At 47.4% G+C, this 22,246-nt stretch carries 15 protein-coding genes; 12 read left to right on the top strand and 3 right to left on the bottom strand.

What is annotated here, in order from left to right; translation table 11 throughout:
- Nucleotides 1-112: 112 nt before the first annotated feature.
- The 5 genes from KOE27_RS11830 (at nucleotide 113) to KOE27_RS11850 (ending at nucleotide 6,979) form a co-directional block, all read left to right on the top strand.
- Nucleotides 113-1,891, top strand: a complete 1,779-nt coding sequence (locus tag KOE27_RS11830) for a glycoside hydrolase family 9 protein (RefSeq protein WP_215239091.1) — start codon at nucleotides 113-115, stop codon at nucleotides 1,889-1,891.
- 174 nt (nucleotides 1,892-2,065) lie between these two features.
- Nucleotides 2,066-2,824, top strand: coding sequence for a ThuA domain-containing protein (locus tag KOE27_RS11835; protein WP_215239092.1), 759 nt, complete (start codon nucleotides 2,066-2,068; stop codon nucleotides 2,822-2,824).
- A gap of 10 nt (nucleotides 2,825-2,834) precedes the next feature.
- On the top strand, nucleotides 2,835-4,328 hold the full coding sequence (locus KOE27_RS11840; protein WP_215239093.1) for an SUMF1/EgtB/PvdO family nonheme iron enzyme: 1,494 nt from the start codon (nucleotides 2,835-2,837) through the stop codon (nucleotides 4,326-4,328).
- 49 nt (nucleotides 4,329-4,377) lie between these two features.
- Nucleotides 4,378-5,310: a hypothetical protein gene (locus KOE27_RS11845; RefSeq protein WP_215239094.1), complete on the top strand. Its 933-nt coding sequence runs from the start codon at nucleotides 4,378-4,380 to the stop codon at nucleotides 5,308-5,310.
- Nucleotides 5,311-5,389: 79 nt separating this feature from the next.
- Nucleotides 5,390-6,979: an SGNH/GDSL hydrolase family protein gene (locus tag KOE27_RS11850; protein WP_215239095.1), complete on the top strand. Its 1,590-nt coding sequence runs from the start codon at nucleotides 5,390-5,392 to the stop codon at nucleotides 6,977-6,979.
- Between the two features lie 87 nt (nucleotides 6,980-7,066).
- Here KOE27_RS11850 and KOE27_RS11855 read toward each other — a convergent pair whose 3' ends face one another.
- The 3 genes from KOE27_RS11855 to KOE27_RS11865 form a co-directional block, all read right to left on the bottom strand.
- Nucleotides 7,067-7,987, bottom strand: coding sequence for a sugar phosphate isomerase/epimerase family protein (locus KOE27_RS11855; protein ID WP_215239096.1), 921 nt, complete (start codon nucleotides 7,985-7,987; stop codon nucleotides 7,067-7,069).
- A 47-nt stretch (nucleotides 7,988-8,034) separates the two neighbouring features.
- Entirely contained in the window at nucleotides 8,035-9,183 is a 1,149-nt protein-coding gene (gene dgoD / locus KOE27_RS11860) for a galactonate dehydratase (RefSeq protein ID WP_215239097.1), read from the bottom strand.
- A gap of 179 nt (nucleotides 9,184-9,362) precedes the next feature.
- Complete coding sequence (locus KOE27_RS11865) at nucleotides 9,363-10,211, bottom strand: hypothetical protein (protein WP_215239098.1); 849 nt, start codon at nucleotides 10,209-10,211, stop codon at nucleotides 9,363-9,365.
- A gap of 350 nt (nucleotides 10,212-10,561) precedes the next feature.
- Between KOE27_RS11865 and KOE27_RS11870 the strand changes: the two genes are divergently transcribed.
- The 7 genes from KOE27_RS11870 to KOE27_RS11900 all read left to right on the top strand — a co-directional run bounded on the left by KOE27_RS11870 (nucleotide 10,562) and on the right by KOE27_RS11900 (nucleotide 22,194).
- The gene (locus KOE27_RS11870) at nucleotides 10,562-11,623 is read left to right on the top strand and encodes a PAS domain-containing sensor histidine kinase (RefSeq protein ID WP_215239099.1); all 1,062 of its coding nucleotides are present in this window, start codon (nucleotides 10,562-10,564) and stop codon (nucleotides 11,621-11,623) included.
- A gap of 274 nt (nucleotides 11,624-11,897) precedes the next feature.
- Nucleotides 11,898-12,554, top strand: a complete 657-nt coding sequence (locus tag KOE27_RS11875) for an RNA polymerase sigma-70 factor (RefSeq protein WP_215239100.1) — start codon at nucleotides 11,898-11,900, stop codon at nucleotides 12,552-12,554.
- 67 nt (nucleotides 12,555-12,621) lie between these two features.
- The gene (locus KOE27_RS11880; protein WP_215239101.1) at nucleotides 12,622-13,635 is read left to right on the top strand and encodes a FecR family protein; all 1,014 of its coding nucleotides are present in this window, start codon (nucleotides 12,622-12,624) and stop codon (nucleotides 13,633-13,635) included.
- 76 nt (nucleotides 13,636-13,711) lie between these two features.
- A complete protein-coding gene (locus tag KOE27_RS11885; RefSeq protein ID WP_229252746.1) occupies nucleotides 13,712-17,266 on the top strand; it encodes a SusC/RagA family TonB-linked outer membrane protein in 3,555 nt (1,184 codons plus the stop codon).
- Between the two features lie 23 nt (nucleotides 17,267-17,289).
- Complete coding sequence (locus KOE27_RS11890) at nucleotides 17,290-19,095, top strand: RagB/SusD family nutrient uptake outer membrane protein (protein WP_229252747.1); 1,806 nt, start codon at nucleotides 17,290-17,292, stop codon at nucleotides 19,093-19,095.
- Between the two features lie 2 nt (nucleotides 19,096-19,097).
- Nucleotides 19,098-20,573: a hypothetical protein gene (locus KOE27_RS11895; RefSeq protein ID WP_215239102.1), complete on the top strand. Its 1,476-nt coding sequence runs from the start codon at nucleotides 19,098-19,100 to the stop codon at nucleotides 20,571-20,573.
- A 121-nt stretch (nucleotides 20,574-20,694) separates the two neighbouring features.
- The gene (locus KOE27_RS11900; protein WP_229252748.1) at nucleotides 20,695-22,194 is read left to right on the top strand and encodes a hypothetical protein; all 1,500 of its coding nucleotides are present in this window, start codon (nucleotides 20,695-20,697) and stop codon (nucleotides 22,192-22,194) included.
- The last annotated feature ends 52 nt before the right edge of the window (nucleotides 22,195-22,246 follow it).

The raw sequence follows: 22,246 nt of genomic DNA on the forward strand, positions 1-22,246 counted from the left end.
ATAGTATTATAAATATCGATCTATGTAAATATTATTCCAAAATTTGATAATTTCCCGACCGATTGTCAGACGCATTGATTATCAGCCAATAATGACCTCCCCTAACTTCTTTATGAGACAGATTTTTCATACCCTGCCCCTCATCTGGTGCCTGATCTTTTTTGCAGAGCATGTTTCAGCGGCAATTATTATTCACGTCAACCAGGTAGGATTTGACAGCAATGGTGCCAAAACAGCTGTGATTTCGGGAAATCCCGCTGAACTTAGCGAAATCACCAGGTTTGACCTTATTTCATCCGGCTCTTCCCGAAAGGAATTTACAGGAAAACTATCCCCATCTATGACCATTGATGAGTGGTTTCCCGGAAAAGTTTATTATCGTATCGACTTCTCTTCTTTTACCAAACCAGGGAAGTATAAAATCTCGCTGGGTGTAAACGGTAAGAGCTATACTTCTGATGAATTTCTGATAGAAGACAAAGCGCTCGCCAGGCTGCTGATCCCATCCATCCTTCATTATTATAACAAACAAAGGGCTGACAAACCTGAAGAGCTGATCGCCGATCAAAATATAACGCTCTATGGCAGCACCAAAACGGTGGACCTGCGCGGGGGATGGGATGATGCCTCCGGTGATATCAGCAAATATTTCTCCCACCTGGCCTACGCCAATTTCATGTCTCAGCAGCAGATACCGTTGTGTACCTGGTCCATGGAAAACGCTGCAGAAAGTATTCCCAGGCTCCTCTCACAGCTTGGTGTACTGGATTCCATGAAACGGGAGGCACTATATGGGGCCGATTATATTGTCAGGTCGTTGTCAGAAGAAGGGTATTTTTACATGACCGTTTTCAGTTATTTCAATCCGGACCCCAAAGCCCGGCGTGTAGTTGGACTGAACGCCAACAGTGTCACCACTTCCAATTATCAGTGTGCCTACCGCGAAGGTGGCGGCATGGGTATAGCTGCCCTGGCCAGGATTTCACGCTGGAAAATGAATGGTGATTTTACCTCACAGCAGTATCTGGATGCGGCAAAAAGGGCCTTTGCCCATTTACAAATCAACAATTTAAAATACTGTGACGATGGAAAAGAAAATATCCTCGACGACTATTGTGCGTTGCTCGGCGCAACAGAACTTTGGCTGGCTACCGGTGAAAACATATACAGGGATGAAGCCCGGGAAAGGGCTAAAAATCTTGAAAAGAGAATGAGCCTGGCAGGTTATTTTATAGCAAATGATGCCAATCGGCCTTTCTGGCATGCCTCGGATGCCGGATTGCCCGTGGTGGCACTATGCCGGTATCTGAAAATTGAAAGTGATGCTGCCTTGAAAGCTGCCGCACTTGGTACTGTAAAAAAAGCATTGGACTATAACCTCAACGTTACCAGCAATGTAAGTAATCCGTTTGGCTATGCACGGCAATCCTTTCTGTTTAAAGGTATGGTGAAAGATGGCTTTTTTATACCGCATGAAAATGAAAGTGGCTGGTGGTGGCAAGGCGAAAATGCACGGCTCGCTTCACTTGCCACAGCTGCGCTGGTGGGCGGAAAACTCGTATACCCTAAGCCAGAAGGATGGGGAACCAGTGAACCGCTGCAAACTTACGCTTCGCAACAGATTTCATGGATACTGGGGGCAAATCCTTACGAAGCCTGTTTCATGTATAAGTTCGGCAGGAACAACATGCCCTACATGAAGTCGCTGTACGGACATGGATCCGAGCGCGGTGGTATATCCAATGGCGTTACCGGGAAAGACGGAAACGCCGACGGCAGCGGAATTGACTACAAAACCAATGATAATGGTAACGAGTGGCGCTGGACGGAGCAATGGATACCGCACTCGGCCTGGTTTTTACAAGCAGTTACGGCAATGGCGGAGGAGTAACCGGCCAAAAAATGAAGCGTTAAAAGTTTAGAGTTAATCAATGAGGCAAAGCAGGCAGGTGCAGGTAGGGAGTATGCGGTAGGCTGGCGATGGCCATTCATGGGTTGTTAGCTTTAATTCACTTTAGAATTACATCCGTCTTAAATAAATATTTGCTTTTACAATCTGGTTAAGATGAAAAAGAACACCATTATAACCGTTTTAATATACCTGCTTTTCGCAAACTGTTACGCTCAAAAACCCAGCTTCAAAGCTGTGGCATTTTATTCTGCGAAGGTAGAAATGGACCACGTTCTGTTTGCCAATGACGCCTTGTATTTCTTCAGGCTGATCGCATCACAGAACAATTTTACCTTTGATGCCACCACCGACTGGACCAACCTCAACGATGCCTACCTGAGCAATTACCAGATCGTGATTTGGCTCAATGACGCTCCGCACACGGATGAAGAAAAGGCTGCCTTCGAAAAATACATCGCCAACGGAGGAGCCTGGTTAGGTTTCCACGTAGCGGGTTATAACGACAAGAGCTCTCAATGGAACTGGTTCCTTGATTTTCTCGGCGGTCCTGTTTTTCATAGTAACAATTGGCCGCCCGTGGCTGCAAGGGTGAATATTGAAACCCGCGACCACCCTGCAACCAAAAGAATGCCAGAAAGTTACGACGCCCCGGTTACGGAATGGTACCAGTGGAAACCAAGCCCTAGGCTGGACAAGGACGTGCGGGTACTGGCTTCCATTGCTCCTGAAAGTTACCCGCTTGGCGTAAAAACTTTCATCCAGGCGGGAGATACGCCCATTGTCTGGACCAATACAAAGTACAAAATGTTATACATGAATTTCGGGCATGGCAACAAAGTACTCTCCAGTGCAGATCAGAACCGAATGATCACCGATGGCATTTTGTGGCTCGGCGGAGTATCTAAAAACTGATATCAGGCTTATGAAAAAAAATTTATCAATCATTTGCGTCCTTCTGGAATCCATTTTTTTCCCGGTTTTTAACTCCCTGGCCCAAAAACCGGATTTTAAGGTAATCGCCTTTTATTCCAATAAAGTTGAAAAAGATCATATTGATTTTTCGAATGATGCGCGCGAATTTTTTAAAACCCTGGCCGCAGAAAACAATTTCACTTTTGATGCTACCACCGACTGGACCAACTGTAACGATGCCTATCTCAGCAACTACAACATTGTGATGTGGCTGAATGACTTCCCGCAAAATCCCCAGCAACGGAACGCTTTTCAGAAATATATGGAAAATGGAGGCGGATGGTTCGGATTTCACGTGGCTGGTTACAACGACAAACATACCCAATGGCCCTGGTTTGTTGATTTTCTGGGTGGAGGTGTGTTTTACAGCAATAGCTGGCCGCCTATTCCCGCTCGACTGCTCGTAGATGACAACAATCACCCGGTTACGAGACGGCTGCCGGGTGCCTATGCATCACCGGTGAATGAATGGTACCACTGGCGGCCCAGCCCACGCAACAACAAGGATGTAAAAGTACTGGTAACACTAGACCCGGCCAATTACCCCCTGGGTATCAAAGACATATTGACAGATGGAGACACTCCGGTTGTTTGGACCAACACAAGGTACAACATGATTTACATGAACATGGGACACGGCAACAAAGTCATGACGGATTACCAGCAGAACAACATGATCACAGATGCCCTTTTCTGGCTCGGCAAGAAAAAGCAGAAAGTACAGACCAACACACTTCCTGAACTCTCAGACAAATACTATCCGCAACTGATATCTGTAAAAGGCGGCACCTTCAAAATGGGGGATGAAAAAGGGAGCAACGACGAACAGCCTGCACATCAGGTTACCGTGAAAGATTTCAAAATAGCCAGAACCGAGACCACCGTGGCACAATGGCGGGTATTTTGCAATGCCACCAAACGGCAGATGCCGGACCTGCCAGGCTGGGGTTGGCATGAAAACCATCCGGTGGTAAATGTGAGCTGGGACGATGCAGTGGCCTATTGCCGCTGGCTTGGTGAACAGACCGGCATACCGTTCCGTCTGCCCACGGAGGCAGAGTGGGAATTCGCTGCACGCGGTGGTGTTAAAAGCAATCATACGGTTTTCAGCGGGGACCCGCGTATTGACTCCGTGGGCTGGTATGCCGCCACAGGTTATGGTACCAAACCCGTAGCCACCAAAAAACCAAACGAACTGGGCCTATTCGATATGACGGGCAACGTTTGGGAATGGGTCAGCGACTGGTATGACGCGGCATACTACACTCAAAGTGCAAAAGAAAATCCAACCGGTCCTGCCACGGGAACCTACAAGATATACCGTGGCGGAGCCTGGTCGGTGCCCGCCCCAAACTGCAAAGTGAGCTACCGTAACGTAGTACCTCCCTCTAGCAGTAACTACAACCGTGGATTCAGAGTATGTACGGATACATTAAATCAATGAAATTGTCAGTTATTTTCCGAATTCGGATCTTCATAAAAACTCACCGCTCATGAAAACAAGAATACTCCTCCTCCCGCTCATTTTGTTCGGAATCCTGCTGGCTTCGGCATACATTGCGATCAAACCGGCCCCGGCTTACAAGTATACCGGTGCCTGGCAACCATCCCGCATCAGCGCTGCCGACGGCATTACTGCGCTTGATATCAAGATCGGGAAGTTTATCAATTTATCCAGGGAAGAGCTCGCCCAGGTTATTTTCAATGTCAACAACCGGTTCCCAGGCTCTAAGGCCTGGTCCTTCTGGGCGGTAGGAGATATGTCGGCGCTGACTCCCGCTCATCACGGACTGACCGACGCGCAGCATGAAGCCTATTTAACCTATATGGATCAATTGGGCGTATCCGTATTTCTGGAAATTTTCCCTTCAAAAAAAGCAGGTACCAATGTATCAGCGGAAATCGATCACTGGCTGGGCAAGTTCAAGCATCATCAATCGATAGCTGGCTTAGGTATTGACCTTGAGTACTACGAAAAGGCTTCCGACGCAGCAGCAAAACAATGGGATGAAAAAATAAAATCGCACAATGCCGCCTACCGGTTATTCCTGAGGCACTACGATCCGGGTTTCATGCCACCTACTTATCGGGGCAAGGGAGATCTTATTTTCGTGGATTTTGCGTCTGAAGCAACAGTGGAAGATCTGACCAAAGGATTTGCCACATGGGCCAATCGCTTTGCCCCCACAGCCTGCGTCTTTCAGATCGGGTATCCGGCCGACGAGGATGGCATGAACGGAAGCAGTACGCTGGGATGGTGGAAACTAAAGGACCCGATACGCGACTGGGGAAATATGATCCTGGCTCAGGTGAAGGATCCGCAGCAGGAACTGGGGCTAATCTGGGTGACGGCCCAATCCGGAAAAAGTTACCACCAGAAATGGAACCTGTCTAAAGGAGCGAAAATTCCACCGGTCAAAAAATGATAAACGCCTGTGATTTTGAGTATAAATCAGCAACATCATAACTTATATGATGGCTATTTGTATTCAGTACCGAGATTTTATGACTTTTAGAATTTTCCTTTTACTTGCATTTTTTGGCAGTTTTACGTTTCAAATATCCGCCCAGAACGACCCGAAATGGGATGATACCAAATCCAAAGACTGGCCGGCGGAGGCCAAAAAAGTAAGCATCCGCTCCACAATCGACGGCAGCGAGCAACCCGCTTATTTTTATGCCGCCACAAGTGCCGGACCGCGCCCGTTGGTCATCAGCCTGCATACATGGAGCGGTGATTTTGCACAGAAGGATACGGTTGTTAATTTCTGTATCAGAAAGGGATACAATTACATACATCCCAATTTCCGGGGGCCAAACAACAAGCCCGAAGCATGTGGGAGCGACCTGGTCGTCAGCGACATCGATGATGCGATCAGCTGGGCGCAGGCCAACAGCCAAACCGATCCGGAGAATATTCATGTCATTGGTGTGAGTGGCGGAGGCTATGCCACCGTACTCACCTACATGAGATCAAAACACAAAATCCGTAGCTTTTCGGCCTATGCAGGCATTTACAATCTGGTTGACTGGTACCACGAATCCCTTGGAAGAAAAGCCAAATATGCAGGAGACATCGCAGCGGCAACTTCCGGCAACCGGGATGAAATCAATATTGAAAACGCAAAAAAACGCTCACCGTTTTTCACTGCAAAGCCCGTAACCGACAGACAAAACAGCACGCTGGCTATCTATTGCGGCATTCATGACGGATACACCGGCTCGGTACCAATCAGCCAGTCTTTTAATATGTATAACAAACTGGTGAGCGATTTTAATCCTGCCGCTCCTTTCGCAAGGGTTCCTCAGGAATACATCAATCTGATGATCAGGGAAAGGACAATGCCTGGGGGCGGGGATCAGGGGAAAATTCTTGGCAGGAAAATCATTTACAAAAATCATTATCAGGATAAAATAAGTCTTACCGTTTTTGAAGGCGGACACGAAATGCCCCCAGGAGATGTGCTGGCGCATATCCCGTCCAAAAACATTCTGGCGATCGGGGATTCCAACGGGGCGCTGGAATACGGCTGGGTAAACCAGCTGAAAACACTGCGACCGGCCGACAGGATTATCAATACCTGCATATCAGGAAATACGATCGGGTTCGATAACCAGGATAAAAAAGAATTGAATACACTGAGGAATGTGGATCAGATATTGCTGAAAGCCGAAGGAAAACCAGATGCCGTGGTAATCATGCTTGGTACCAATGACTGCAAGGCCATTTTTGCCGGACAACTGAAAGAAGTGCCCGAAAACCTCGACAAGCTCATTAAACAGATTAAATCCAAAACTACCGACAATCGTGTTCAAACCCCGATTTTTATCGTTTCGCCCCCGCCTTTCGGGGAAGACAATACACTGGCAGACAAATACCGGGGGGGCTCAAAACGAGTTGAATATCTTGTGCAGGAATTCCGGAAAGTAGCGGAGAAAAACAAATGTTACTTCATCGATACCCACAGTAAAATTAAAACGGCTTACAAATACCTTACCCCGGATGGTATCCATCTTCTGGCAGAAGGGCAGTATCTCCTGGCTTCGGTGATCCATGATGAAATGAATCCATTGCTGAACGCGGATACCCGTTAAATAAATCTGCTGAACAATCCCGGAGCTAAAATCCAGAAATTGTTCAGCAGCATGCCTTGACGTACCTTAGCTTTTAAAGGCCGCTTTTCAGAAATATTTTTTCATCGCAACCGGATAGTGCGGAATGGTGATTTCCGGATCCTCGATTTCGGGATGCCACCGCTTTTCCCATTCAAAACTGTAATAACCCTTATAGCCCCCGGCCTGAAGTGCCTTGAATGCTTCTGTAAGAGGCGCTATCCCCTCTCCTATTTTGACAAACTTTTCTTTCCCCTCCACCCATACTGCATCCTTCACATGGATGTGCCGGATGTACTTTTTGAGCTGCGCATATACCTCCGCAGGAGCCTCCTTCGTTACCGACCACATATTAACGATGTCCCATATCATCCCCACCTGACGGTGTTCCGCCGCCTTCATAATTTCGGACAGGATATCCTTGCTCACCACTTGCCCGTGCGATTCCAGCAATACAGTCACCCCGCTTCCTTTTGCATAATCCGCCAGTTCGAGCAACCCCTTACTGATCAGGTCAATCGTTTGCTGGCGTTCCTGGTCTTTGGGCAAATCTTCCGGAAAAACGCGGATGTAACTCGCCTGCAATTCTTTCGCCAGATCAATAAATCTGCGGGCCTCATCCAGGTTGGCCTGCCTTTTTGCCGGATCGGCAAAGTGCATTTTAGCGGATGAATCCAGGCTTACTATCTTTATACCCCGGTCCTCTATCATTTTTTTGGTTGCCCGGATATGCTCGGGGCTATTAAACTCCGGACATTTGGGCAAATCCATCTGATCCAATATTCCCCTGATCTCGATACCCTGGTAATGGTTGTCTGCCGCATACTGGAGTATTTTTTCAAATGACCATGCCGGACAGCCCAGCGTTGAGAAGGAAAGAAGCGGTTTGGGCCTGGCAAAATCAAAGGACAATTCCAACATTGCCAAACCAGCCAAACCAGAGGTAACCTTGAGAAAATCTCTTCGTGTTGCGTCAGTTGTTAATTTCATAATGTGTTTGATCAAATATTGTTAGTTTAAGTCACGGTTGTCCTGCGCTACCACTCTGCCGCGCTGCCGTCCTGGTGTTTCCAAAGCGGATTTTTCCAGTTATGTCCCACTTCCGCCATTTTTCTGACCTGGTTTTCATCAATCTGTATACCCAATCCCGGCCCGCCGGGAATTTTCACATAGCCATCTTCATAGCTAAATACTGATTTGTCCTCCAGATAATCCATCAGATCATTACCCTGATTATAATGGATACCAAGGCTTTGCTCCTGTATAAAGGCATTATGACAGGTAGCATCCACCTGCAGACAAGCCGCCAGGGCTATCGGTCCCAGCGGACAATGCGGCGCCGCTGCCACATCAAAAGCCTCCGCCATGGAGAGTATCTTTTTACATTCTGTGATACCACCGGCATGGGACAGGTCGGGCTGGATAATATCCGCATATCCCTGTGTGAGCAGTTCTTTAAAATGCCAGCGGCTGAACATCCGCTCACCCGTTGCAATAGGAATGGAAGTATGCCTGGCAATTTCTCTTAGCGCCTCGTTGTTTTCCGGCAGTACCGGCTCTTCGATAAACATGGGATGAAATTGTTCCAGTTCTTTTGCCAGTACCTTGGCCATAGGCTTGTGCAAACGGCCATGAAAGTCAACGCCGATATCCAGCCCATAACCAACTGCTTCCCGGATAGATGCCACCCGCTTCAGTACAAGATCAATTTTGTCAAACGTATCGATATACTGCATTTCATCCGTTGCATTCATTTTAATGGCTTTGAAGCCCCCGTCAAACGACTGCCTGGCGGCCACTGCCACCTCGGCCGGCCGGTCGCCCCCGATCCACGAATAAACCTTTATCTTGTCCCTGCATTTTCCTCCCAGGAGCTGGTACACCGGTGCATTGTAAAACTTCCCTTTGATATCCCACAGTGCCTGATCAATACCCGAAATCGCGCTCATCAGGATAGGCCCTCCCCGGTAAAAACCGCCTCTGTAAAGCGTATTCCAATGTCCCTCAATATCCATGGGGTCCTTACCCACCAACCCTTCCATCAATTCTATAACCGCTGCTTTGACAGTCGCTGCTTTACCTTCTATAATGGGTTCTCCCCAGCCGATAATCCCTTCATCCGTTTCTATTTTCAGAAACAACCACCTGGGAGGTACCTGAAAAAGCTCATAACTTCTGATCTTCATTTTAACGAATTTTTATAATACCGATAATTAAAACGAAGGAAGCAGAGTTATCTTCTGCTGCGCCCCCTTTCCGGTAAAAGCATTTTACGAAGATTTTATATCCGCCATAGTCTGGAGAAAGATCATCGCAGGGTCCATTTTTAATGAATTCCCTACAACAACCCGGCACAACCGGGGTATTACTTATTATTTTGCCCCTCCTTAATGCGGCCCAGCCTTTCCTGAAGTCCGGGAGAAGGCTTAAGAACATATGCCGTTTGATACCATTCCAAAGCGTACTGTCTGGCAGCAGCTTCACCGGTTTTCTGATAATCCAGCAAAGACCTGGCCCCTCTTCCAGCGCACATGATGTAGATTGAATCCACCAGAGCCTGATGCCCCCCCGAAGCTTTTAATCCGGCAAATGCTTCCCTCGCTTTTACAAAAGCAGCTCCCTGCTCGGCCTTTGGGATAGCACCCAATGATTTCAGTTTTTGCAATGCTTCGTTGACAGAAGTTATCGAAGTACCCGCGGCTGTATTCTCCTGTTGAACAATGGGTTCAACATCAACAGAAGTGGTATCCGCACTTTCTGTTTTCTCTGTCTTTGCCTCCTGTGCAATACTATCGGAAGGTATCCTGGCCGGAGTGGGGTTAACCACTACCTCAGCAGTTTTTTCATCTGTAAAGGCTGACTTTATGAACCCTGTCACTGGTTTGTAAAACAAGTAAGCCGCGGCAGCAAAACCAACCACCAGCACGACTGGTAACACCCTTTTCAGCGACCTTTCCCGTTCAACAGCGGGCGGGGTACCCTGGGCCGATGATGGAGAAGCCGGGCTGGGAGGCGGTGAAGACTGGGCTGCTGGCTGACGGTTGTCGTTGAACCATTCCGTCCTGCCATCGGAATAAAAATGTACCAGATATGCCTGGCTCGTTTGCTGGTCCAGCACAGACCATATCCGCTGTCCCTTTCTGGTGTCCTTTGAAATTTCTTCTATCAGCAGGAAACGGTCGTAAATGACGGTATTGGGTATGAGTTCCACCATGGTAACATTTTTAAATGCGGCGAATCCGGGAATTCACGCAGCACTTCATTAAGAATTGAAGTATAAATTTAATGTTCAGATAACGTATGTTATGCTTCGTTAAAGGGTAACAGGCTTACGTACAATAAGTTTTACAATGTATACAACCAGGGGCATCAAACAAATGATACGACCAATATTCTCACATAAATTCAGTAAAATATGTAAAAGATTCTATTTTTATACCAATGTCGTTAAAAAACTACAAGTTTTGTAGATAATTTACTAGACCCGTAATTATGGTTTTGATTTTTAGCCTTATCTTTCTAACTTAACCATGAGAATAAAGGGATTATTGAATATTTTTTGTGATGCATCATTATAATAAAGAGCTTTTTTTTCAAATATCCCCCGACTTCCTGTGCATAGCAGGCTATGACGGCTACTTTAAACAGGTCAATCCTGCATTTTCAAAATTACTTGGTTATACACATAAGGAATTACTGGCCCGCCCCATCGACGAATTTGTTTATCCCGAGGACCGCAATCTGACTTCCCAGTACCGGGAGCACCTTAAAAGCGACAACCCGCTCTTAAATTATGAAAACAGATATGTCACCAAAAGCGGGGAGATTATATGGTTATCATGGACCTCCGTGCCGAGGTATTCCGAAAAACTTGTATATGCGATTGCTAAAAATATTACCCATATTAAAATTCAGGAAAAAGACAGGAATACACTCATCACAAATCTTACCAAAGTAAACCATGATCTTAAACAATTAACCTATAAGACATCTCACGACCTGAGGTCTCCGGTGAGTAATCTGCTCTCTGTTTTTGATCTATTGGATACCTCTAAAATCAAGGATGCCGAAACACTTGAATTTCTGTCCATCCTCCGATCTGCGGCTGAGAACTTAAAAGATACCCTGAACAGCTATGTGGATGCCCTGGTACAGAAGGATTTGCTGACAGTACCCGTTGAAGTTGTCAGTTTCAGTAGGTCGTTACAGGTGGCACTGCATTCCCTGAAATCTCTGATAGAAAATTCCAAAGCCGAATTCCGCACTGATTTCTCCGAAGTGGATGAAGTCCGGTTTAACGAGTCGTACATGGAAAGTATTTTTCTTAACCTGATCACAAATGCCATCAAATATGTGATCGCCGGGCGTACTCCGGTTATTTCGATTGTAAGCAGGAAATGGAATGATGTAACCCAGCTGATTTTTTCTGACCAGGGTATGGGATTTGACCTCGAGCAGGTGAAAGATAAGATTTTCCGGTTGAATCAGACGTTTCATAACCATGCTGATGCTAAAGGAATCGGGCTGTACCTGGTCCACAACCAGATCACCAGCCTGGGAGGGAATATCGTGCTGGAAAGCAGGCCAAATCAAGGCGCCCGTTTTACGCTGTCATTTAAGAGATAATTTTGCAGACTGGCATTAGGGTACACATGACCGGCGGACAGCCGGTTTCAGAAAGGTAGTTCAAACATTATCTTGCTGCAGGATTGAATATTTTATTATACGCCAAATATCCTAATTTAATTTCCCTCAAATACTGCCTTTCCAAATCAGAATGCGGCATATTCAAATATTAGCAAAATAAATTGCTAAAAGCATAGGTGTTTTTCAGGGTGTTGACAGTCTCTCTTACAGGACGATAATTCTTAACGCCGATTACCTTCTTGAATAACCCAGTATGGAGAAAGCAGGCAATTTTAATGAAAGCAACAGACAGGCGATTCCTTCACTACAGCCGCACAACGGTTCAGGGGAAACGGGTATCAGCCTGGACTCGGAAATTCTGATCAAAAAGGGATTCGACACGGACGTAAACCTTGGGATAGAGCTACTTTTCAGATACTATTATCGTCCGCTTTGCAGCCATGCGGTGAGGTATGTTTCATCCAAGGAAATAGCCGAGGATATCGTCTCTGATATCTTCTACAAGTTTCATGCAGAACAAGCTTTCCTGGAAGTACAGACGTCCTTCCGTGCTTACCTTTTTACCTCGGTACGTCACCGCGCCTTTGATTATGTGCGGGTGGAGATGAAACGGAATGCGCCCATGCAATATGCCGAGTATGTTCCCATACAGCCAGAGCAGCAGCCCGACCATATCACGCAGTATGAAGATCTTTTTAACGACGTAGAGAACGCTGTGAACAGCCTGCCTCTCAAACGTCGGCGGATCTATGTGATGCATCGGTTCGAAGGTAAAAAATACCAGGAAATAGCCCGTGAGCTGAACCTGTCACTGCGTACGGTCGAAGCGCAGATGTACCAGGCCATGCATCAGGTCAGGAAGATGATCAGGAATAAATGGTTCCTGGCTTTTCTGGTGTTTCTGAAATGAACCGCTGCACAATCCAATACAAAAGACGAAGACTGATACAAACAGGTCTTCATTTAAAGCAGAAGCAATGAACTCAGACATAAATAAAGAGCTTATTTTCAATTATTTTTCGGGAAGAGCCTCAGCGCTTCAGAAGAAGGGTATAGAAGAATGGGCTGAAATTCCCGCTCACCGTGAGCAATTTTTCGTCTGGCTGCAGGAATGGGAACAACAAAACTCCCAGTATTACCCTGACACCGAAAAGGGAATGGCCCGGCACCGGGCACGCATGCAACAACTGCATACGGCTCCTAACAAACAGGAAGAGGAATTGATTTTGGATGAAAAGAAACCTGCTTTTGGTATTTCCCGGATTAACTGGCTGGTTGCGGCGACAATAGCGCTGGCCGTTTTGTCAGGAGCCTGGCTATTCCGTGACAACATCCGTTACCAAATGTACCGGACGGATTTCAGTGAGATACAAAGAATCACACTGACCGACGGCAGCAAGGTTGTGCTCAATGCTAATTCTTCCCTCCATGTCCCCCGTTTTGGTTTCGGCTCCAAAACCCGCGAGGTAATACTAAACGGTGAGGCTGATTTTGACATTGTTCATACCAAAGACCACCAGCGGTTCATTGTCAAAACAAGTAAAACGCTGGAAATTGTCGTATTAGGCACACAATTCAACGTATATACCAGACCGCGGGGAACGAAAGTGATACTTAACCAGGGGAAAGTACAACTGAACTATCAGGAAGGCACGGCCAGAAAAAAACTGACCATGAAACCCGGCGATCTGGTGACGATGGATGTTTATGGCCGTGCGAGCCTGAGGAAAACCGATAACCCCGAAAAGTTTTCCGCCTGGAAAGCGCACCGCTTTGTTTTTGACAAAACTACCTTGCGGGAAGTGTGCCATTTATTTGAAGATAATTTTGGTGTAACCGTGCAGATCCCGGATTCCAGCCTGGCCCAGCTGACAATATCAGGTTCTTTTACAGCCTTAAATGCGGAAGAACTGCTCGGAATCCTGACAGACGACTCTGGCCTTAACTACCAAAAATCCCCCGATGGGGAAACCATCATCTTATCCTATTAATACGCTTACCGATTATTCCTAAACCTACCATTTTATTTCTAAACCCATCATTTTTTCATTATTATTTTTTACTGTTATGAAAAAAACAATACGTCTGCTTGTATTGCTGATGCTCCTGTGCTTACAAGTGCAGCCAGGATTTACACAGTTCATTGCAAGTGCCCAACGGCAAATGCGCCCAGGCTCGACCCAGCCGTCTTTCAAAAATCTGAAGGATGTCCTGCAGGAATTCAAAAGTCATTACCGCGTGGATATCCTCTATTTTGACCATCTGGTAGAAGGTTATAAGGTATCCACAGAAGCCATTGTGCTGGACCCTAATGTAGAACATTCTCTGGCCAACCTGCTTAAGCCGCTTGGTTTGAAATACAAGAAAACCAGTACAGGAGGTTACGTAATTACCAAAAAGAAAGATGCAGAAAAAGGAGACCGCAAACAAGCAGCTCAGGAGGAGTCCCAGCTACTGAAAAATGAAGTACGCCTACCCGACTACCTGGAAGGAAACATCCCTGCCAGAACGCAACGACCTGTCGAAAGCATCATTTCCATTGAAAAGAGAGTGTCAGGAAAAGTAACGGATGACAAAGGGGAGACACTGCCCGGTGTGAATATACTTATTAAAGGCAGCACCAACGGAACCGTAACGGACGGAGACGGAAGCTATAACATGAGAATACCGGATGGCCCGGTTACCCTGGTTTTTTCCTTCATAGGTTATGTTAGCAAAGAGGTGGAGGTGATTTCACAAACAGTCGTTGACGTTACCCTGATGACCGACGTCCAGTCACTGAGTGAAGTAGTGGTTACAGGGTATTCCTCCGAAAGAAAAAAGGACATCACAGGTTCCGTGGCTGTGGTGGATATGAAAGCACTCAAATCCATTCCCGGGGGCTCAGCCGTGCGTGCACTTCAGGGGCAGGCCGCGGGTGTGAATGTAATCAGCTCGGGGGTACCTGGTGGAGCCAGTACCATCAATATCAGGGGGATCAGTTCGTTTGGCAACACCCAGCCGCTGGTCATGGTGGATGGCGTTGAGGCCAACCTAAACGAAATCAGTTCCAATGATATTGAATCCATCCAGGTACTGAAAGATGCCGGAGCAGCAGCCATTTATGGTGTCCGCGGGTCCAACGGTGTAATAATTGTCACCACCAGAAAAGGAAAATCTGGAGCGCCCAAGATCACTTATGATACTTACTATGGCCGTCAGGTACCGCTCAAAGGCAATGTTTTTGATATGCTGAATCCCGAGGATTTTGCACGGCTCTCGAAAATTGCATTCCCTTCCTCCGTATTATTCAAAGATGGCCTGCCCGATTACTTATACAGCGGCCCGGGCGTGTCGGGTACCGGAAAGGAGGGCGATGCCGTTGTTTCCCCTTCCAGATATCTTCTGGACCCGTCCAATCCGGCCAACAATTACCTGATCCAGAAAGTCAACAAGTCCGGTACCGACTGGTTTCATGAGATTTTCAAACCCGCGCCCATTCAGGAACATAACCTGTCCATCAGCGGAGCCACCGACAAAGCAAATTACCTGGTAGCGTTGGGATACCTCAACCAGCAGGGTACCTTAATTGAAACCTTTCACAAAAGAACATCGGTGCGCGTCAACACCGGCTTTAAGATCGGGCGGAATATCAGAGTCGGGGAAAATCTTTACCTGTACAGCACCAATAATCCGGGTTATTCCAACCAGGCTGAAAGTAATTCCATCTCCCATGTTTACCGGCAAATGACCATCCTCCCCGTTTATGATATTGCCGGAAATTTCGGCGGGATGTTTGCGGGCCCTGACCTTGGAAATGCTGCCAACCCGGTAGCCATTCAGAAACGTACGGTAAACAACAGGGGAAATACCTGGAACATCGTGGGAAATGCGTATGCCGAAATAGATTTCCTTAAGCATTTTACCGCCCGCACCAGCATTGGCGGAAGTATCAATAACCGCTACAACGTGGCATTCAATTTTAACCAGTATAACGACCGTGAGGGAAATACAACTTTAAACAACCTGAATGAAAGCTCGGGATATTCCACCAACACGATCTGGACCAATACCCTGAATTACAATAACCGTTTTGGTAAACATGCGGTAAAGGTACTGGTAGGTTCGGAAGCCATTATCAACTACTCAAGGGCTGTAAATGCCAGCAGAAGTGATTTTTTCTCCACGCAGTTCGACTATCTCGTTCTGGGTAACGGAACCTCCAATATCAACAATTCCAGCAACGCATCAGAAAACACCCTCTATTCCCTTTTCAGCCGGGTAGACTATGCTTTCAGCGACAAGTACCTCATCGGAGCAACCATCCGCCGCGACGGATCGTCCAGATTCGGGTCCGAAAAAAGATACGGGGTATTCCCTTCTGCATCCGTAGGCTGGCGCTTGTCCGACGAAAACTTTATGAAAGGAATTCACTGGCTCAACGACCTGAAAATCAGGGGAAGTTATGGCATACTGGGTTCTCAGAACAACGTAGATCCTGCCAATGCCTTTACACTGTACGGTTCCGGGATCGGAACATCCTATTATGATATCACAGGAGCCAACACCAGCTCCAGGCCTGGCTTTTATCAGACACGCAATGGCAATAAAAATACAAGCTGGGAAAAGAACATTGTTTCCAACTTCGGAATTGATGCCTCGGTGCTGAACAACAAACTGGACGTGTCCCTGGAATACTACAAAAAATCAATCAATGGGTTACTGTTTCCACTGCCTTTGGCTGCAACGGCTGGTGCTGCCGCAGCTCCTACGGTGAACATCGGAGACATTCAGAATACTGGTTTTGATCTTAACGCTACCTACCGCGGCAAAATCACCGACGATTTTCTCTTCACGATCGGTGCCAATATCACCACTTATAAAAACGAAGTGGTCAGTACCCCTGATCCCGGTTATTTTGACACCGCCGACTCACGCAACGGAAATCTGGTCCGAAACAAGATTGGTCATCCGGTAAGCTCGTTCTTCGGTTATCAAGTAATCGGTCTGTTCAAGGATGAAGCCGAAGTGAATGCCTCTCCTACCCAGACTGCCGCAGCACCGGGACGTTTCAAATACCAGGATATCGACGGCGACAGAGCCATCACCGCCGCAGACCGTACTTTTACAGGCAATCCCAATCCTGATTTTACATATGGCCTCAACCTGGGGTTCAACTATAAAGGTTTTGATTTCTCTTCCGTTTTCTATGGTTCTCAAGGAAATGAAGTATTCAACCTTGTACGTTACTATACCCATTTTTACTCCGGTTTCAGAGGAGGCAAAAGCAATGCATTGCTGAACGCCTGGACGCCCGAAAACACCAACACAACGGTTCCGAAAATCGAAGCGGCCGGTAACTTCAGCACTTCCAGCGTTCCCAACTCCTACTATATAGAAAACGGCTCGTTCCTGAAACTGAGGTCCATCATCCTGGGGTACACCATCAGTCCTGCTATTCTGCAGAAAATCAGGGCCAATAATCTGAGGGTTTACATTCAGGCTTCCAATCTTTTTACGATCACCAAGTATTCGGGGCTGGATCCCGAGCTGATGGGCGACAGTTCGGCCTTTGGCATTGATCGCGGTAATTACCCCAACAACCAGCAGAGTTTCCTTTTTGGTATCAACTTATCATTCTAATATCCGCTGTTTTAACATTTCTAATGATGAAAAACATATCTCATAAATTCATAACCGCCGGATGTCTTATTTCCCTGCTCACCCTGCCTGCCTGCAAAAAGGATTTCCTGGAAATCGGAGCGATTGGTACGGTAAGCGAAACCACCCTTGCCAATAAAGCCGGTGTAAACCGATTGCTGATCGGTGCCTATTCTCTTTTGGACGAAAACGGCGGTGCTCCCGGAGCCTCCTACTTTAAAAGTGGCACCAACTTTCTTTACAGCAACATCGCCTCTGACGAGGCACATGCAGGAACCCTAGGCAACCTGCCGAATAATGAACTGATAGAAGCCTGGCGACATGATGCAAGTAATGTGAATTTCGGTTTTAAATGGGCCGAGATATACGCAGGAGTGCAACGCGCAAACGATGTGCTGCGCGTACTGGCCCAGGTACCTGAGGGCGGAATATCTGCCGACGAAGCAAAGCAGATCAAAGCAGAAGCAATATTCCTGCGCGCTGTATATCATTTCAATGCCATCAAGATGTGGCGGAACATCCCGTATCTGGACGAGAGTGTAAGTTTCGGAAACGGAAATTACCTGGTATCCAATACGGAGCCTGTCTGGCCAAAAGTGGAAGCAGATTTCCAGTTCGCAGCCGAAAACCTTACGCCCACCAAAACGGACGTGGGCCGGGCCAACAGTTGGGCAGCAAAGTGTTTTCTGGCCAAGGTTTATATGTTTCAGAACAAATTTACCGAAGCAAAACCACTCCTGGCGGACATCATCGCCAACGGGGTTACGGCTTCTGGCAAGAAGTATGCACTTGTAAATTATTCCGACAATTTTAACCCCACCAAGCAAAACAATTCTGAATCTGTATTCATGGTACAGAATTCGGTAAAAGACGGTTCTAATGGCGGAAACGGAAATCATGGGGATGTGATAGCAATACCTCTGGTTCCCGGAGCGGGCGGGTCAGGGTCCAACCAGCCCTCGTTCAGCCTTGCCAATTCGTTCAAAACGGACCCGGCTACCGGTTTGCCTTTGATCGATACCTTCAACGATTTTGATATCAAACATGACCAGGGCCTGGCCGCGACAGATCCGTTTACACCTTATACAGGAACGGTGGATCCCCGGCTCGACTGGACCGTAGCACGGCGCGACATCCCCCTGATGGATCATGGTCTTTTTGGCCGGTACTGGATTTTGTACCAGGATATTGGCGGACCGTACGGCCCTAAGAAAAATATGTTTTACCTCGCCGACGCTGCCACCACCACAGAATCCATCGGCTGGTCACTGGCAACGGCCAACAATTATAACATGATCCGTTTTGCAGATATCCTTCTTTGGGCGGCAGAGGTGGAAGTGGAGACAGGGAGCCTGGATCAAGCCGAAAAATATGTAAATATGATACGGGCCCGTGCGGCGAATCCTGTGGATTGGGTTAAAACTTACGTGGATAAAGCCAACCCCTCCAAAGGTTATACAAGCCAGCCAGCCGCCAACTACAAAATAGGCATGTATACCGGCCAGTTCACCGCCCAGGGTAAGGATTTCGCCCGCAAGGCCGTTAGGTTTGAACGTAAAATAGAACTGGCCATGGAAGGTCACCGCTTTTTTGATCTGCAACGCTGGGACAATGGCACCGGTTACATGGCCGACGAGCTTAACAAATACCTTGCACATGAAACCAAGATACCAGGATTTGTATATTCCAACCGGCTGGAATCAAAATTCATCAAAGGCAAGCACGAACTTTACCCTATCCCACAAAAAGAAATTGACCTGAGTGTAAAGGATGGTGTATCTGTTTTGAAACAAAATCCAGGTTTTCAATAAATATGAGATTTCTTAAAATCATTGCCATCCTGACAACGCTGGCCTGCAACACGGGTAAAGCAAAGGCCTCTGAACTGCTTGTTGGTACCGCTTCGGCGGATATCACACCCGCTTTACCGGTTGTGGTTACCGGCCAGTTTTTTCTGCGGATAGCACCCGTAGCGGAAACACCTCTGACAGCCAATGTGGTGGCTATAGAATCAAGAGATCAAAACAGGCAGGCTGATGCGGCCATATTCGTTTCCTGCGACCTGCTGTACATCCCAACAGATCTGATTGAAATGATCCGAAAAGAAGTACGGCAGCACCTTCCCGAAATGGATGTCAGTAAAATCATCATGAACGCTACGCATACCCATACAGCTCCGGTACTGGTGGCGGAAAACGAATACCTGATTCCGAAAGAAGGTGTAACACAGGTGGAAACCTACCGGAAGTTCTTTGCCGATAAGGTATCCCAGGCCATTGTAAAAGCATGGAAAAACCGCAAACCCGGTAGTATAACCTGGGGCCTGAGCCATGCCGTGGTTGGCAACAACAGAAGGGTTTCTTACGCAGACGGAACTGCCGGCATGAACAGCAAAACCAATTTGCCCGAATTCCGCAGTTTTGAAGGATACGAAGACCACGACGTGAACATGCTCTTCTTCTGGGATAAAAATAAAAAACTGATAGCCATGAGTATTGACCTGGCCTGTCCCGCACAGGAAGTGGAAGGGCGCGTAGCCGTGAATGCCGATTACTGGCATCCGGTACGGGAAAAGTTAAAAAAACAGTTTGGTGAGCAGCTGTGTGTAATGGGGTGGATTGCTGCCGCAGGGGATCACACCCCACACCTGATGTACCGCCAGGCTTCGGACGACCGCATGCGGGAGTTCAGGAAGCTTAGCAGAATGGATGAAATTGCCAGGCGCATTGTCAATGCTGTAAACGAAGCGTATGACGCCGTAAAAGAGGATGGCCGCACATCTGTTAGCATGACGCATCAGGTGGAGAAACTCTCTCTGCCGATGCGCGTGGTAACCGAAGCGGAATACAATGACGCGAAGGCATTTGTTCAGGAATCCGAAGTCAGCATTGCCAAAGATCCGAAAACCGCAGACCAGCTTTACCGGAAAATGAAGTGGAATGATGCTACGGTGAAACGATATGAAAACCTGAAAACCAACCCCCGCCCTATTTACGACATGGAGCTTCATGTGCTCCGGCTCGGCGATATTGCCATTTGCACCAATGAATTCGAACTGTTTTCGGATTACGGAATCAGGATACAGGCCCGGAGCAAAGCACTGCAGACGTTTGTGATCCAGTTGGTGGGGAGTAAGGCGTGGGGTGCCTATCTGCCAACCGAAAAGGCCGTAAAAGGAGGAGCTTACAGCGCCGTGGTACACAGCTCACTGATCGGCCCGGAAGGTGGGCAGATCATAGTAGACCGGACCGTTGAACTGATCGGCAGGTTATGGCCCGAGGTAAAATAAGTTTGTTTCAGATATCCAGGATTTTCATGAATATATTCTGAAATAATCAACTTTATAAGGTAGTATCTGCTTTCTCAAATCCTATCCTGTCACCATTCTGTTAAAGTTATTAATGAACATCATGTCCAAATCCTTCAGTAAGAAGAACATCGTCCTGTCTGCTGTCTTTTTGTTTGTCTCACTTGTTTGCAGCCAGGCTCGCGCATCAGAATTACATATTGGAAAAGCCACTGCCGATATCACCCCCGGGTTACCGGTTGCGCTGATGGGCCAGTTTAATTTACGGATTGCACAAACTGCCGACACGCCGCTGACAGCCAATGTGATTGCCCTGGAGTCCCGCGAAGGCTCCCGGTCTCTGGACGCCACCATTATCGTCTCCTGCGACCTGATCTATATTTCAGCCCAGATTCTGGCAATGGTCCGCCAGGAAACCGCCAAGCGCATCCCGGGGTTTGATGTCAATAAAATTATTCTTAATGCTACTCACACCCACACCGCACCGGTACTGGAAGACGGCGCTGACGAAGCCTCCTTTTTATACCCGATTCCCAAAGAAGGCGTAACGCAGGTGAAAGACTACAAAATACTCTTTACAAAAAAAGTAACAGAGGCCATCGTAAAAGCCTGGACCAGTCGCAGCCCCGGCAGTGTAACCTGGGGTATGAACCGGGCCGCCGTCGGGTATAACCGTCGTACGGTTTACGAAAATAAAACCACCGTCATGTATGGCAAAACGGCAGTGCCGGAGTTCCGGAACCTGGAAGGATACGAGGACCATGACATCAACTCATTGTTTTTCTGGAACAAATCCGGAAAGCTGATCGCCATGAGTATCGACGTGGCCTGCCCTGCTCAGGAACTTGAACACAAGCAGGCTGTCAATGCCGACTACTGGCATCTGGTGCGCCTGGAACTGCAAAAGAAATATGGTTCCGACTTATGCGTACTGGGGTGGATTGGTGCTGCGGGGGATCAGTCACCGCATATTATGTACCGGAAAGCATCGGACGAACGGATGCTGAAACTTAATAAAATTACCCGTCTCGAAGATATCGCACAAAGAATTGTGGCTGCGGCAGAACAAAGTTACAATGCCGTGAAAGACGACAGACACAGTGATATTCCGTTTGCGCACCGGGTGGAAAGAATTCCATTGCCTATGCGTATCATCACCGAAGCCGAATACGCCGACTCTAAAAAAGTAAGGGATGAAGCTGCAGAAATCATGGCCAAAAATCCTGCCAAGACGGGCGATCAGTATGCCAGGATGACCTGGTTTGGTGATGTTCTGAAACGATATGATAAACAGAAAGCCAATCCCGCCGCTACTTACGAAACCGAGATACACGTACTCCGCATCGGTGACGCGGTGGTTTGTACCAACCAGTTTGAGCTTTTCACAGACTATGGCATCCGGATACAGGCACGCAGCAAAGCCCTGCAAACATTTGTGGTTCAGCTGGCCGGGCCGGGCACCTATCTCCCAACCGAAAAAGCCATTGCCGGAGGAGGATACAGTGCTGTCTGTCAAAGTAATGTAGTTGGGGCTGAAGGCGGACAGATCCTGGTTGACAGGACCGTCGCGCTGATAGATGCTCTGTGGGAAGAGAAAAAATAATAACATTTCCGCTGCTATTCGCGGAAGTACATTTCTTCCAAAAAATTGTGAT

Origin of the sequence: Dyadobacter sp. CECT 9275 (assembly GCF_907164905.1) — a bacterium.
GTDB lineage: Bacteria > Bacteroidota > Bacteroidia > Cytophagales > Spirosomataceae > Dyadobacter > Dyadobacter helix.